This is a genomic window from Phenylobacterium sp. T106 (assembly GCF_057219735.1).
On the sequence record NZ_JBXVWA010000010.1, the window covers coordinates 53,559 to 68,000 of the forward strand.

General features: G+C 70.6%; 15 protein-coding genes. 11 read left to right on the forward strand and 4 right to left on the reverse strand.

Translation table 11 applies throughout. The features are described from left to right. Positions 1-78 precede the first annotated feature (78 nt). A complete protein-coding gene (locus AC2D8W_RS19245) occupies positions 79-1,377 on the forward strand; it encodes a UDP-glucose dehydrogenase family protein (RefSeq protein WP_484672880.1) in 1,299 nt (432 codons plus the stop codon). Between the two features lie 97 nt (positions 1,378-1,474). Then, entirely contained in the window at positions 1,475-1,987 is a 513-nt protein-coding gene (locus AC2D8W_RS19250) for a DUF6886 family protein (protein WP_484672881.1), read from the forward strand. On the opposite strand, the gene AC2D8W_RS19255 is transcribed toward AC2D8W_RS19250, so the two are convergent. After that, positions 1,984-2,145 (reverse strand): hypothetical protein, encoded by a 162-nt coding sequence (locus AC2D8W_RS19255; protein WP_293483928.1) that lies wholly within the window; start codon positions 2,143-2,145, stop codon positions 1,984-1,986. The genes AC2D8W_RS19250 and AC2D8W_RS19255 overlap by 4 nt on opposite strands. A 119-nt stretch (positions 2,146-2,264) precedes the next feature. After that, complete coding sequence (gene glmM / locus AC2D8W_RS19260; protein ID WP_484672882.1) at positions 2,265-3,617, reverse strand: phosphoglucosamine mutase; 1,353 nt, start codon at positions 3,615-3,617, stop codon at positions 2,265-2,267. A 132-nt stretch (positions 3,618-3,749) separates the two neighbouring features. On the opposite strand from glmM, the gene glmS reads away from it, so the two are divergent. Next, on the forward strand, positions 3,750-5,570 hold the full coding sequence (gene glmS, locus AC2D8W_RS19265) for a glutamine--fructose-6-phosphate transaminase (isomerizing) (RefSeq protein ID WP_484672883.1): 1,821 nt from the start codon (positions 3,750-3,752) through the stop codon (positions 5,568-5,570). A 94-nt stretch (positions 5,571-5,664) separates the two neighbouring features. Here the strand turns inward: glmS and AC2D8W_RS19270 are convergent, their stop codons facing one another. After that, a complete protein-coding gene (locus AC2D8W_RS19270) occupies positions 5,665-5,913 on the reverse strand; it encodes a hypothetical protein (RefSeq protein WP_293483932.1) in 249 nt (82 codons plus the stop codon). 159 nt (positions 5,914-6,072) lie between these two features. Between AC2D8W_RS19270 and AC2D8W_RS19275 the strand changes: the two genes are divergently transcribed. Next, positions 6,073-6,942: a UTP--glucose-1-phosphate uridylyltransferase gene (locus tag AC2D8W_RS19275; RefSeq protein WP_484672884.1), complete on the forward strand. Its 870-nt coding sequence runs from the start codon at positions 6,073-6,075 to the stop codon at positions 6,940-6,942. 26 nt (positions 6,943-6,968) lie between these two features. Then, positions 6,969-7,832 (forward strand): SDR family oxidoreductase, encoded by an 864-nt coding sequence (locus AC2D8W_RS19280; protein ID WP_484672885.1) that lies wholly within the window; start codon positions 6,969-6,971, stop codon positions 7,830-7,832. A 161-nt stretch (positions 7,833-7,993) separates the two neighbouring features. Here AC2D8W_RS19280 and AC2D8W_RS19285 read toward each other — a convergent pair whose 3' ends face one another. Then, positions 7,994-8,740: an alpha/beta hydrolase gene (locus AC2D8W_RS19285; protein WP_484672886.1), complete on the reverse strand. Its 747-nt coding sequence runs from the start codon at positions 8,738-8,740 to the stop codon at positions 7,994-7,996. 45 nt (positions 8,741-8,785) lie between these two features. Between AC2D8W_RS19285 and AC2D8W_RS19290 the strand changes: the two genes are divergently transcribed. From AC2D8W_RS19290 to AC2D8W_RS19315, 6 genes are all read left to right on the forward strand, one after another. After that, positions 8,786-9,949, forward strand: a complete 1,164-nt coding sequence (locus AC2D8W_RS19290; RefSeq protein ID WP_484672887.1) for a glycosyltransferase family 4 protein — start codon at positions 8,786-8,788, stop codon at positions 9,947-9,949. Then, the gene (locus tag AC2D8W_RS19295) at positions 9,949-10,932 is read left to right on the forward strand and encodes a glycosyltransferase family 9 protein (RefSeq protein ID WP_293479217.1); all 984 of its coding nucleotides are present in this window, start codon (positions 9,949-9,951) and stop codon (positions 10,930-10,932) included. The genes AC2D8W_RS19290 and AC2D8W_RS19295 overlap by 1 nt, the downstream gene beginning before the upstream one ends. Positions 10,933-11,042: 110 nt before the next feature. Further along, entirely contained in the window at positions 11,043-11,564 is a 522-nt protein-coding gene (infC, locus tag AC2D8W_RS19300; protein WP_293479219.1) for a translation initiation factor IF-3, read from the forward strand. Beyond that, positions 11,561-12,430 carry a subclass B3 metallo-beta-lactamase gene (gene bla / locus AC2D8W_RS19305; protein WP_484672888.1) on the forward strand — a complete coding sequence of 290 codons (870 nt, stop codon included), beginning with the start codon at positions 11,561-11,563 and terminating at the stop codon, positions 12,428-12,430. Before infC ends, bla begins: the two co-directional genes overlap by 4 nt. Before the next feature lie 177 nt (positions 12,431-12,607). Next, complete coding sequence (locus AC2D8W_RS19310; RefSeq protein ID WP_484672889.1) at positions 12,608-12,937, forward strand: GIY-YIG nuclease family protein; 330 nt, start codon at positions 12,608-12,610, stop codon at positions 12,935-12,937. Between the two features lie 168 nt (positions 12,938-13,105). Beyond that, positions 13,106-14,341 (forward strand): MFS transporter, encoded by a 1,236-nt coding sequence (locus AC2D8W_RS19315; RefSeq protein ID WP_484672890.1) that lies wholly within the window; start codon positions 13,106-13,108, stop codon positions 14,339-14,341. Positions 14,342-14,442: the final 101 nt, after the last annotated feature.

Here is a 14,442-nt window from a genome sequence, read left to right on the forward strand (position 1 = left end):
TGACCCGCGGACCGTCTGTGCCGTTGCGGCGCCGCATCCTGCGTGGATAGAAGCGGTAGCCTCTTAGGGGAGTCTGGAATGCGCGTGGCGATGATCGGGACGGGCTATGTGGGCCTGGTGAGCGGAGCGTGCTTCGCCGACTTCGGCCATGTCGTGACCTGCATCGACAAGGACGCCTCGAAGATCGAGCAGCTGAGGTCGGGCGGCATCCCGATCTACGAGCCGGGTCTCGACGTGCTGGTGGCCAGCAACGTGAAGGCCGGCCGCCTGTTCTTCGACACCGACGCCACCCAGGCCATCCGGGAGGCGGACGCGGTCTTCATCGGGGTGGGGACGCCGTCGCGGCGCGGCGACGGCTACGCCGATCTTAGCTACGTCTATGCGGCCGCGGAGGAGATCGCCGGGCTGGTGCAGGGCTTCACCGTCGTCGTCACCAAGTCGACCGTGCCGGTGGGCACCGGCGACGAGATCGAGGCCATCTTCAAGCGGGTCGCGCCGAACGCGGACGTGGCCGTGGTCTCCAACCCGGAATTCCTGCGCGAGGGCGCGGCGATCGAGGACTTCAAGCGGCCCGACCGCGTGGTGGTCGGCACTTCGGACGAGCGCGCCCAGGCGGTGATGCGCGAGCTCTACCGTCCGCTGTACCTGAACGAGACCCCGATCCTCTTCACCAGCCGCCGGACGAGCGAGCTGATCAAGTACGCCGCCAACGCCTTCCTGGCGCTCAAGATCACCTACATCAACGAGATGGCCGACCTCTGCGAGGCGGTGGGCGCCGACGTGCAGCAGGTGGCGCGCGGCATCGGCCTGGACGGCCGCATCGGCGGCAAGTTCCTGAACGCGGGTCCCGGATACGGCGGCTCGTGCTTCCCGAAGGACACCATCGCCCTTGTGCGCACGGCCCGCGACGCCGGGGCGCCCGTGGAGCTGGTCGAGACCACCGTCAAGGTGAACGACGAGCGCAAGCGCGCCATGGCCCGCAAGGTCATCAAGGCCCTCGACGGCGACGTGAAGGGCAAGACCGTCGGCGTCCTGGGCCTGACGTTCAAGCCGAACACGGACGACATGCGCGACGCCCCGTCGCTGTCGATCATCCCCGCCCTGCAGGACAAGGGCGCCCGGATCCAGGCCTTCGACCCCGAGGGCCACGAAGCGGAGAAGCTGCTGACGGGCGTGGACTTCAAGACCGACCCCTACGCCGTGGCCGAGGGCGCCGACGCGCTGGTGATCATCACCGAGTGGGACCAGTTCCGGGCGCTCGACCTGGACCGCATCAAGCTGCTGATGAAGCAGCCGGTGCTGATCGACCTGCGCAACATCTACAAGCCCGCCGACATGCAGGCGCGCGGGTTCAGCTACTCCAGCGTCGGCCGATAGGGCGGCCTCGAACCCGTCGCCCCTGCCCGTCTGCGGACCCGTTGGGCTCGGCTCCGCCGGATGATATCCGGCGGGCTCACAGCCCGGCGGAGGCGGCGTGAGACTGTTCCACGTCAGCGAGGACTTCACGATCGGCCGCTTCGACCCGCGGCCGTCGCCGTCCAGCAACACGACCCTCGGGACCTGCGTCTGTGCGATCTGCGAGGCGCACCTTCCCAACTACCTGCTGCCGCGGGACTGTCCACGCGTCTGCTTCCGCCGCGGGCCGCAGACGACGGCCGAGGACGCCGAGCGGTTCCTGGGCGGCGCGACGCAGGTGGTGGCGTTTCCGGTGGAGGGGCTGGCGACCGTCAGGACGACCCGGCTCGCGCTCTATGAGTTGCCGCCGGAGACGTTCGTCGAGGCCGACGTCGAGGCCGGCTACTGGATCTCGCGCGAGGCGGTTGAACCCCTGAGGGTCTCGGCGGTCGACGACGTGCTCGCCGCCCTGGCGCGCTCCGGAGCGGAGGTGCGCATCGTGCAGGACATCTGGCCGCTTCGGGATGCGGTGGTGGGATCGAGCCTACGGTTCTCGATCATCCGGTATCGGAACGCCAAGCCGCGGGCCTAGAACCCGGCGCCGGCCATCCGAAGGAAGTTCTCCGCGATCCACGCGGCGCCCGCCCAGAAGGCCGCGCCCAGAACCGCCACGAAAGCGAGGCAGGCCACGGAGCGGACGGGCCGCTCAGCCTGCCGCGCGACGCCCGAAAGGGCGAGATCGCGCCGCATGTATTCCTCCCAAACCGTCTTCTGTCGCCGCCCCCGGGTCGAGCCGGGGACATTGTGTCCAGACTGACACAGCAGATACGGCTTGGCGACCCCCTTTGGTTGCGGCCGCGCTAACCCTGTCAGGCGGCGGCGCGCTTCACGGCGCCGGCGATCTCCTTGACGAGCTGGCTGACCAGCTTCTCGTCGTCGCCCTCGGCCATGATCCGGATCAGGGGCTCGGTGCCCGAGGGGCGGATGACCAGCCGGCCCGATCCGTTCAGCCGCTGCTCGGCCTCGGCCACCACCTGCTTGACCGCGGCGTCCTCCAGCGGCTTGCCGCCGGCGAAGCGCACGTTCTCCAGCTTCTGCGGCACGGGGTCGAACTGGCGGGCGAGCTCGCTCATCCGCTTCTTGCCGGCCTTTAGCACCGCCAGCACCTGCAGCGCCGCCAGCAGGCCGTCGCCGGTGGTGGAGAAATCCGACAGGATCAGGTGCCCGGACTGCTCTCCCCCGACGTTGAAGTCGCCCTGGCGCATGCGGGCCATGACATAGCGGTCGCCCACCTGCGTGCGCTCCAGCTTCAGCCCCCGCGCGCCCAGGAACCGTTCCAGGCCGAGGTTCGACATCACGGTGGCGACGACGCCGCCGCCGCGCAGGATCTGGCGCGCGGCCCATTCGCCCGCGATCAGGGCCATGATCTGGTCGCCGTCGACGATCTGGCCCTTCTCGTCGCAGATCACCAGCCGGTCGGCGTCGCCGTCCAGCGCGATGCCGATGTCCGCGCGGTACTCCTTCACCGCCTTCTGCATGGCGGCCGGCGACGTCGAGCCGCACTCCTGGTTGATGTTGAAGCCGTTGGGGCTCACGCCCACCGGAATCACCTCGGCGCCCAGCTCGTAGAGCGCGGTGGGCGCGACCTTGTAGGCGGCGCCGTTGGCGCAATCGATGACGATCCGCATGCCGGCGAGGTTTAGGCCTCGGGGGAAGGTCGCCTTGGCGATCTCGATGTAGCGGGCCTGGGAGTCGTCGATCCGCTGCACCCGGCCCAGCGCGTCGGGCGGGCACAGGTTCTGCTGCAGGCCCTCGTCCATGCGGGCCTCGATCTCGAGCTCCTGCTCGTCCGAGAGCTTGTAGCCGTCGGGGCCGAACAGCTTGATGCCGTTGTCCGAGAACGCGTTGTGCGAGGCCGAGATCATCACGCCCAGGTCGGCCCGCAGGCTGCGCGTCATCATCGCCACGCCGGGGGTCGGAAGCGGCCCGAACAGGCGCACGTCCATGCCCACCGAGGTGAACCCCGCCACCAGCGCCGGCTCGATCATGTAGCCCGACAGCCGCGTGTCCTTGCCGATCACCACCAGGTGCCGCCGGTCGTCCTTCGACATGAAGAGCTTGCCGGCCGCCATGCCGACGCGCAGGGCCACCTCCGCCGTCATGGGGTGGCGGTTGGCCTCGCCGCGGATGCCGTCGGTGCCGAAATAGGCGCGCTTGCTCATGAGGGATGGCTCTCGGGGACCAGAACGTTCCGCAACAGACTTTTCGTGGGTCAGACCTTAGCTGATGCTAAAGCGCCGCAGGACCGGCGACCCCTCGGGATTCGCCTCTATCACAAAGGACGCTTGGGCCACATGTGCGGCATCATCGGCATCGTCGGGACCCTGCCCGTCCAGGATCGGCTGATCGAGAGCCTCAAGCGGCTGGAGTACCGCGGCTACGACTCGGCCGGGATCGCCGGCGTCGTGGACGGCCGGCTGGTCCGCCGCCGGGCCGAGGGCAAGATCCGCGCGCTGGAGGAGGTGCTCGCCGCCGAGCCGCTCACCGCGACCGTGGGGATCGGCCACACCCGCTGGGCGACCCATGGCGCGCCGTCGGTCCGGAACGCGCACCCCCACGCCCAGGGCCGCGTGACCCTGGTGCACAACGGCATCATCGAGAACTTCGCCGAATTGCGGGACCGCCTGCGCGAGACCGGCCACACGTTCGAGAGCGACACCGACACCGAGATCATCGCCGCCCTCCTCGACAGCGAACTCGCCGGCGGCCGCACGCCGCTCGAGGCGCTGAAGGCGACCCTCGACCAGCTGACCGGCGCCTACGCCCTGGCCGTGCTCGTGGAGGGCCACGACGGCCTCATCATGGGCGCCCGGCGCGGCAGCCCGCTCGTGGTGGGCTATGGCGACGGCGAGATGTTCCTGGGCTCGGACGCCCTGGCGGTGGGCCCGTTCACGAACCGGGTCTGCTACCTCGAGGAGGGCGACTTCGTCGCCATCGACCACCACGAGGCCCGCATCTTCGACGCCGCCGGCCGCCCCGCGAAACGCCCCGTCAAGACCGTCGCCGCCTCCGCAGCGCTCGTCGAGAAGGGCAACTACCGCCACTTCATGGAGAAGGAGATCCACGACCAGCCCGAGGGGTGCCAGCGCACCATTTCGGCCTACGTCGATGCGCTGACCGCGACCACCGCCATCCCCGGCGGCGCCGACTTCGCCGCGCTGGAGCGGATCCAGGTCGTGGCCTGCGGCACGAGCTACATCGCGGGCCTGCTGGGCAAGTACCTGATCGAGCGGCTGGCCGACCTGCCGGTGGACGTCGAGATCGCGTCCGAGTTCCGCTACCGCCAGCCGTCGCTGCGCGCCGGATCGCTGGTGATCGCCATGTCGCAGTCGGGCGAGACCGCCGACACCCTGGCGGCGCTGCGCTACTGCCAGGCCCGCGGGATGGCGAGCGCGGCCGTCGTCAACGCCACGGAGTCCACCATGGCCCGCGAGGTGGACGTGGTCTGGCCCATCCACTGCGGTCCCGAGATCGGCGTCGCCTCCACCAAGGCCTTCACCGCCCAGGTGGCGGTCCTGACGGCGATCGCGGTCGCCGCCGCCCGCGCCCGCGGCCGCATCGACGCCGCCGAGGAGCAGCGCTGCGTGAGGGTGCTGCTGGAGGCGCCCCGCCTGATCGCCGAGTCCATCGAGCTGGAGGACGCGGTCCGCGGCGTCGCCCAGGAGGTCGCCAAGGCGCGCGACGTCCTCTACCTGGGCCGCGGCCCCATGTACCCGCTGGCCCTGGAAGGCGCCCTGAAGCTCAAGGAGATCAGCTACATCCACGCCGAGGGCTACGCCGCCGGCGAGCTGAAGCACGGGCCCATCGCCCTCGTCGACGAGGCGACGCCGATCGTCATCCTCGCGCCGTCCGACAGCTACTTCGAGAAGTCGGCCTCGAACATGAACGAGGTCATGGCCCGCGGCGGCCAGGTGGTGTTCATCACCGACCCGCAGGGCGCCCAGCACGCCCCGAAGGGCGCCCGGGTGGTGGTGACCGCGCCGCCCTGCGACCCGCTCATCGCCCCCATCGTCTACGCCCCGCCCATCCAGCTGCTGGCCTACCACGTGGCCGTGCTGAAGGGCGCCGACGTGGACCAGCCGCGCAACCTGGCCAAGTCCGTCACGGTGGAGTGAGACGCGGCGCCGGACGCGGCCGAGCGCGCAAAGAAAAACGGCCGCCCCATCCGGGACGGCCGTCTTCCAAGCAATCTCGCTCGAAGGAGAAGGCTTACTTCTTCTCGGGCTCGGCGGCCGGCGGAGTCGCGGCCATGGAGCCTTCGGCGGCCGGAGCGGCGGCGGCGTCCGCGGCCGGAGCGGCGGCGGCGTCGGCGGGCGGCGCAGCCGGAGCAGCTTCCGCGGCCGGAGCAGCGGCGGCGTCGGCGGCCGGAGCGGCCGGGGCCTCTTCCTTCTTCTGGCAGGCAGCCAGGCTCAGCGCCAGGACGCCCGCGGCGGCGACGGTCAGAATGCGAAGCTTCATTGAGTTGGCTCCCCTTGGGGGTGAATCCCCGAGCGTCGTGGAGCCTACACAAGTTCGTGCGATCTCAAAATCGTGATCGCGCCGCCCTCCTGAAAAAACCTCGCGCCGCGGCGGGAGGAACGCTTTAGGTGGTCGTTCAACAGCTTCTGGAGGATGCGGATGGCGAGGCGGGTGACGAAGGCGGTGCTGCCGGTGGCGGGCCTGGGGACGCGAGTGCTTCCCGGGGCGAAGACCACGCCGAAGAACCTGCTGAACGTCGTGGATCGCCCCATCCTCAGCTACATCGTCGAGGAGGCGCGGGCCGCCGGCATCGAGCACTTCGTGTTCATCGTCGGCCGCGGCCAGGGCGCCATCGAGGACTATTTCGACTCCATCCCCGAGATCGAGCAGGCGCTGCAGGCCAAGGGCAAGCTGGACATCCTCGAGGACGTCCGGCGCGATCTTCCGGAGCCCGGCCAGATGAGCTTCATCCGCCAGATGGCGCCCCTGGGCCTGGGCCACGCCGTCTGGTGCGCGCGCCACGTGGTGGGCGACGAGCCCTTCGCGGTGATGCTGCCCGACATGCTGATGGCGGCGACGCCCCCCGCGCTGAGCCAGGCGGTCGCGGCCTACGAGCAGGTGGGCGGCAACATCGTCGTCGTGGAGCCCGCCCCCGAAGGCGAGGCCCACAAGTACGGCATCGTGGCCCTCGATGGCCAGGACGGCCGCCTGAACCGCATGGTGGGCATGGTGGAGAAGCCGCCGCCCGGGACCGAGCCCTCGAACCTGTTCATCTCGGGTCGCTACATCCTCCAGCCCGACATCTTCGAGATCCTCGAGACCCAGGAGCGCGGCGCGGGCGGCGAGATCCAGCTGACCGACGGCATGGCCAACCTGATGAAGACCCAGGCCTTCCACGCGCTGGAGTACGAGGGGAACACCTACGACTGCGGCGACAAGATCGGCCTGCTGCGCGCCAACGTCGCCTTCGCCCTGGCCCGCCCCGACCTCGCCGACGCGGCCCGCAAGGCGATCGCCGAGCTCTTGTGAGCGGCGGCCGCCATCCGCCGTCCGACATGAAGCGCCTGTTGATCTTCGGCTACGGCTTCAGCGGCCGGGCGCTGGCCGGGCGGGTGGCGCGGGAAGGCTGGACGACCGCGGCGACCTTCCGAAGGCCCGAGGTCCAGGCCCAGCTGGCCGCCGACGGCGTCGCCGGCGTCGATCTGGCCGACCGTGACGCCCTCACCGAGGCGCTGGCCGAAGCCTCCGCCCTGCTGATCACGCCGCCGCCGGGACCGCAGGGGTGCCCGGCGCTCAACACCCTCGTCGGACCGCTCGCCGAGGCGGGCGCGTTCCCGGACTGGGTGGGCTACCTCTCCACCACGGGCGTGTACGGCGACCGGCGCGGCCGCTGGGTGACCGAGCGCAGCGCCCTGAGCGCCCAGTCCGTCGAGGGCGCCCGCCGCGTGCGGGCCGAGCGCGACTGGCTGGAGGTCGGCCGCGGCATGGGCCTGACCGTGACGGTGTTCCGCCTGCCCGGCATCTACGGACCGGGACGCTCGGCGCTGGACCGCGTCCGCGAGGGCCGCGCCCGCCGCATCGCCGCGCCCGGGCAGGTCTTCTCCCGCATCCACGTCGACGACCTGGCGGCCGGCCTGGCGGCCTCCATCGCCCGCCCTCGCGCCGGGGCCGCCTACAACCTCTGCGACGACGAGCCCGCGCCGAACAGCGAGGTGATCGCGTTCGCCGCGGGCCTCCTGGGCGTCGAGCCCCCGCCGGAGATTCCGCTGGCCGAGGCGGGGCTCTCGCCCGCCGCGATGCGGTTCTACGCCGAGAGCAAGCGGGTCTCGAACGCCCTGGCCAAGGCCGAGCTCGGCTGGCGGCCCGCCTACCCCACCTACCGCGAAGGCCTGCGCGCCATCCTGGCCGGCGGCGGCTGAGGGTCCGGACTCAAGACCCGGTCATCCCCACAAATGGCTCAGATGGGGTTGCGCAGGTTCGGAGCCCCTCCCGGCACGATCTCGCACCTGGATCTGGGTCCCGGCGTTCGCCGAACGGTCGGACGCTGTTGAAATCACGGATCGAATTTGGCCCGAACCCTTCAGGGCAGCTCTTCCACCGCCGCGATCAGGCGGGCAAGGTCCTGGGGACGGGACAGGCGGTGGTCGCCGTCGCGGATCAGGGTGAAGACCACGTCCTCGCCCCTGAGGGTGTTCGCCAGTTCCAGGGCGTGGCCCCACGGCACGTCCGGATCGGCGGCGCCCTGCAGGATGCGGACAGGAACCTCGATGGGGATCGGCTCGCCGCCCAGGATCGACCAGCGGGCGCCGTCCTCGAGCAGGGCCCGGGTGATGGGATAGGGGTCGCCGTACTCGCTGGGCCGCAGCCAGACGCCCTCGCGCTCCAGCATCGCCAAGCCGTCCGGCGGGATCTCGGGCTTCATCAGCGTCTCGGTGAAGTCCGGCGCCGGCGCGATCAGCACCATCGCCTGCACCCGCTCCGGCCGGGCCATCGCGGCCAGGCAGGCCATCCAGCCGCCCATGGACGAGCCCACCAGCACCAGCGGCCCGGCGGTCAGGTCGTCCAGCACGGCCAGGGCGTCGTCGCGCCAGCGGGTGATCGTGCCCTCGCCGAAGTCGCCCGACGACTCTCCGTGGCCGAAGTAGTCGAAGCGGACGTAGGCCCGGCCTCGCGCCTGCGCCCACTCGGCGAGCGCCTGCGCCTTCGTGCCGGCCATGTCCGACTTGAAGCCGCCCAGCCACACCACCGTGGGCGCCGCGCCCTCCACCTTGCGCCACGCCAGCCGGGCCCCGTCGGGCCGTGCGAGAAATCCGCTCGTTTCGCTCATGCGCGCCTCTTAGCAGCCGCCCCCAACTCAGTTTAGAGAGAGGGCGTGCCGTTACCCCCCGATTTCACGCTGCTGCAGGTGATCCCCGAGCTGGAGACCGGCGGCGCGGAACAGAGCACCATCGACGTGGCCCAGGCCGTCGTCCGCGCGGGCGGCTCGGCGCTGGTGGCCACGCGCGGCGGCCGCATGGCCGCCCGCCTGCAGGCCGACGGCGCCCGGCTGGCGCAGATGCCCGTGCACACCAAGAACCCCCTCACGATCCTGGGCAACGCGGCGCGGCTGGTGGCGCTGATCCGCCAGGAGAAGGTCTCGATCGTCCACGCCCGCAGCCGCGCCCCGGCGTTCTCGGCCCTGTGGGCGGCCAAGGCGACGGGGACGCCGTTCGTGGCCACCTACCACGGGGTCTACAAGGCCCAGTCGCCCCTGAAGCGGTGGTACAACGCCATCATGACCCGCGGCGACCTGGTCATCGCCAACTCGGACTACACCCGCGACCACGTCCTGGCCGAGCACGCGGTCGACGCGGACCGGCTCGTGACCATTCCGCGCGGGGTGGACTTCGCGCGCTTCGACCCCGCCTTCGTCACCGCCGACCGCATCGAGGCGCTCCGCGGCGCATGGGGCGTCGCGCCGAACGACCATCGGACCCGCATCCTGCTCGCCGGCCGCCTCACCCGGATCAAGGGGCATCTCACCATCATCGAGGCCGCGCGGCGGATGGCCGAGGCGGGCCGAAAGGACTTCCTGATCCTCTTCGCCGGCGACGACCAGGGCCGCGTCAACTACACCGCGGAGCTGCACGCCGCCATCGAGGCCGCCGGGCTGGGCGAAGCCGTCCGCATCGTCGGTCACTGCGCCGACATGCCCGCCGCCTACCTGCTGGCGGACTTCGCCATCCTGCCCACCAGCGTGCCCGAGAGCTTCGGCCGCGCCGCCGTCGAGCCGCAGGCCATGGGCCGCCCGGTCGTCGCCTCGGCTCATGGGGGCGTGACCGAGACCATCGTCGACGGCGTGACCGGCTGGCTCGCGCCGGTGGACGACGCCGAGGCCTGGGCCAGGGCCCTGTCCCGGGCGATCGACGTGGGGCCCGGCAAGCGCATGGAAATGGGCGAGGCCGGGCGCCGGCGGGCGCGGCAGCTCTACAGCGTGGACGCCATGTGCGCCCAGACCCTGGCCGCCTACGAGCGCGTCCTGGAGGCCCGCCGCTGATGCCCCGCCAGGTCGAACGCATCCTCGTCATCAAGCTGTCGGCGCTCGGCGACTTCGTCCTGGCGCTGGCCGCCATGAAGGTGATCCGCCAGGCGCACGCCAAGGCCCACATCACCCTCCTGACCACCCCGCCCTATGAGGCCCTGGCCCGGATCTGCCCTTACTTCAACGCCGTGGACACCGGCGGCCGGCCTGAGAGCTTCCCCGAGTGGGTGGCGCTGCGCAGGCGGATCAGGGCGGCGCGCTACGACCGCGTCTACGACCTGCAGACCTCGGCCCACTCCAACCGCATCTTCCAGGCCCTGCGGCCGAACCCGCCCGCCTGGTCCGGGATCGCCTTCGGCTGCTCGCTGCCGCACCGGAACCCGCTGCGCAACGGCATGCACACGCTGGAGCGGCAGGCGGACCAGCTGATGTACGCCGGCATCTGGCCCGACGCCCCCACCGAGCCCGGCTCGGCCCCGCCGCCAGACCTGTCCTGGATCGCCAAGGCGCGGCCGCCGGAGCGGCCGGTGGCCGGCGCCAACCGGCCTCGGCCCTATGTGATCTTCGTGCCCGGCGGCTCGGCTCGGCGCATGGACAAGCGCTGGCCCGTCGAGAAGTACTCCGAGCTGGCGCGCATCCTCTACGGGCGCGGCTTCGACATCGTCATCGTGGGCGGACCGCAGGAAACCGCGCTGGCCCATGAGATCCAGCGCACCGTGCCGCGCGCCAGGGATCTCACCGGGCGAACCGACTTCGCCTCCGTCGCCCTCCTGGGGCAGAAGGCGGCGCTGGCGGTGGGCAACGACACCGGCCCGCTGCACCTGGCGGCGGCGGGCGGCGCGCCGACGATCGTGCTCTTCTCCAAGGCCTCGGACCCGGCGCTGGCCGCGCCGCGCGGGCGGGTGGCCGTCCTCAGGGCCGAGAACCTGGCGGATCTGCCTGTGGCGCAAGTGGCGCAGGCGGCGAACTCCCTCGCCCCGTCCCGCGCAACGCCTTGAACCAAAGCCGCCCTGGCGGCATATACTTGTCATGGACGACCGGAGCGCTCCGCGCGGACCGGCGTCTTTTCGTATTCAACAGATCCGGAGCACTGCCTATTCGCCGCCCCATGCAAGCGCCGCCCGTCAAGGAAGGGCCGCGCATGAACGAAGACATCCGCGTTCCCCGCGTCCTCCTCATCGACCAGCACGGTGAGAAGCAGGGCGTGATGCCCACCTCCGCCGCCATCGAGGCCGCCGAGGAAGCGGGTCTCGACCTGGTCGAGATCGTGCCGAACGCGGACCCGCCCGTCTGCAAGATCCTGGACTACGGCAAGTTCAAGTTCCAGGAGCAGAAGAAGAAGAACGAGGCGCGGAAGCGGCAGAAGGTGGTGGAGCTCAAGGAGATCAAGCTCCGTCCGAACATCGACATCCACGACTACGAGGTGAAGTCGCGGTCGATGCATCGCTTCTTCGAGGAAGGCGACAAGGTGAAGATCACCCTGCGCTTCCGCGGTCGCGAACTGGCCCACCCGGAACTCGGCATGAAGCTCCTGCAGAAGGTGAAGGCCGATTTCGAGCCCGTCGCCAAGGTGGAGTACGAGCCCCGGATGGAGGGCCGTCAGATGATCATGATCCTGGCCCCGCGGTGAGCCGCCGAGGGTCCTGGATTTCCGGAGCGGTCGCCCTCGCGGCGGCCGTTTTCGTTTCACCCGCCGCCGCGCAGAACGCGGCGACCTGGGCCAACCCGATCAAGCCGTTCAGGATCGGCGAGGGCCTCTACTACGTCGGGGCCTACGACCTCACGGCGTTCCTGTTCGTGTCGAAGGACGGCCTCATCGTGCTGGACGGCGGCGACCGCGCGGTCGGCCGCCAGGTGGTCGCCAACATCCGCGCCCTGGGCTTCGATCCGGCGCAGGTGAAGATCCTGCTCAACACGCACCAGCACTTCGACCACGCCGCGGGCCTGGCCGAGATCCGCAAGGCCGCGCCGGGCGCGAAGCTCCACGCGAGCGCCGCCGACGGCCCGATCATCGCCGCCGGCGGCGCGGGCGACCCGTTCCTGAAGGGCAAGGCCTACGAGTACGAGCCCGTGCCCGTCGCCCGGACGCTCCGCGACGGGGACAAGGTGACGCTCGGCGGTTGGACCCTGACCGCGCACGTCACGGGCGGCCACACCGCCGGCTGCACCACCTGGACCTTTCCGGTGAAGGTCGCGGGCAAGGTCCGCCAGGCGCTGGTCCACTGCTCGTCCAGCGTGCTGCCGGGCTACCGGCTCGGCCGGACCGAGACCTACCCGGGCATCACCGCCGCCTACGAGAAGAGCTTCGCCACCTGGAAGTCCCTGCCCTGCGAGGTCTTCCTGGCCTCGCACGGCGCCTTCTTCGACATGAACGCCAAGCGCGCCCGGCTCGACGCGGGCGACGCCTCCGCCTTCGTCGACCCCGAAGGCTGCCGCGCCTTCTACGCCCGCCAGGAAGCCGCCTTCCGCGCCGAGCTCAACAAGCAGAACCCGTAGCTCACCGCTTGCACGTTCCTTTTATGTTCCATTAGCTCGTCATCACCCGGCTTGTCCGGGTGATCCACTGGGCTGGGAGCGCGGGGTGGCCGTGGACGTTCCGTCTCGTTTCCTGACCGCCAACTCACAGCCCAATGGGTCCCCCGGACAAGCCGGGGGATGACGCCGGGGGGTACGATGAGCGCGGTCTACATCCTGGCCAGCGCGCGCAACGGGACCCTCTACGTGGGCGTGACCAGCGACCTGCTTCGACGCGTGAGCCAGCACCGGGAGGGCGTCCAGGACGGCTTCACCAAGCGCTATGGCGTGAAGCGCCTCGTCTGGGTCGAGTGGCACGACCGCATCGAGTCGGCGATCCACCGCGAGAAGCGGATCAAGAAGTATCCCCGTGAGTGGAAGATCAACCTGATCGAGCGCGACAACCGAGAGTGGCTCGACCTCTTCCCCGGGTTCTTTCGCGCCGAGGGACCGCTCGCGCACCTGCAGGAACGGGTGCTGCCGCTCTGACGCTGCATCCCACCCGCCGCTACCCGGCTCGTCCAGGGACTGGGCTGGGTCTCGCCGATTCGATGCTGGGAGGGCTGACCGCGGCGGCGCCGCGCCATACGGAGACGATCGCCCCCTTCCGTTCGGATAGCCTTGCCCGCGTTCCGCGCGGCGCTTAACACCCCTGGTATGTCCGAGCCGCCGCCCAAGGAGGCCGCGCCGCCTCCGTGGGCGGCGTTGTCCCTGATCGGGCTGATCTTCCTGAACATGCTGGGCTTCGGGATCATCGTCCCGTTGCTGCCCTTCTACGCCAAGTCGTTCGACGCGCCGGCCTGGCAGATCGCGCTGATCTTCTCGGCCTTCTCGGTGGGCACCTTCTTCGGCGAACCCTACTGGGGCCGGCTGTCGGACAAGTACGGCCGCAAGCCGCTCCTGATCATGACCATCCTGGCGAACGGCCTCTGCTACCTGGCGCTGGCCTTCGCGCCCAACGCCTGGGCGGCGTTCTTCATCCGTCTGGCGGGCGGGCTCTTCTCGGGCAACGGCTCGATCATCCAGGGCTACATCGCCGACGTGACGCCGCCGGAGAAGCGGACCCAGTCCATGAGCTGGATGGGTGCGGCCTGGAACGTGGGCCTCATCGTCGGGCCGTTCCTGGGCGGCGTGTTCGCGAAGCCCTCGCTGGGGCCGATCGGCTTCCAACTGCCGCTGTTCATCTCGGCCGGCCTGTTCATCACCTCGGCCGCCGCCATCGCGCTCTTCATCCGCGAGAGCCGCCAGCGGGACGAGACCCACACCTTCCGCCCCAACCGCTGGTCGGCCACGGGCGAGGCGGTGCGCCATCCCGTGATCGGCCGGCTGATGCTCGTCACCTTCCTGGTCGGCTTCGCCTTCACGGGCATCGAGTCGATCTTCGGCCTGTGGGCCGAGGCGCGCTACGGCTGGGGTCCGAAGGAGATCGGCTGGGCCTTCATGTTCGTGGGCATCGCCTCGGCGATCACCCAGATCTTCCTCACCGGCCGGCTCTCCGAACGGTTCGGCCAGGCGACCATGCTGGCGGTCGGCATGGGCATCACCGTGGTCTGCATCGGGCTGCAGCCGTTCTCCACCGGCGGGACCATGACCATCGTCCTCATGAGTCTGTCCGCCATCGGCCAGTCGGTGGCCTGGCCCAATGTCTCGGCCCTGATCTCCGAGACCGCGGACCCGCACCGCCAGGGTCAGATCCTGGGGTTGAACAACGCCACCGGCGCGCTGGCGCGGGTGGTGGGCCCCTTCTGCGCCGGGCTCTCGTTCTCGGGGATCAGCATCCACGGCCCGTTCATCCAGGGGGCGATCGTGGTGGCCCCGGCGATCTTCCTCGCCATCGCCGCCGGGCGCCGCGCCCAGGCCTGGCGCATCGCCCAGGGCTCCCCGCCGTCGTAGGGTCCGCCGCCGGAGCGTATCGCGTTCCCGATGCCCAGGAAGCGGCTCGCCCTCGCCGCCTGCAGCTGGGGAGAGCGACGGAATCGCCGGCCACCAGGACG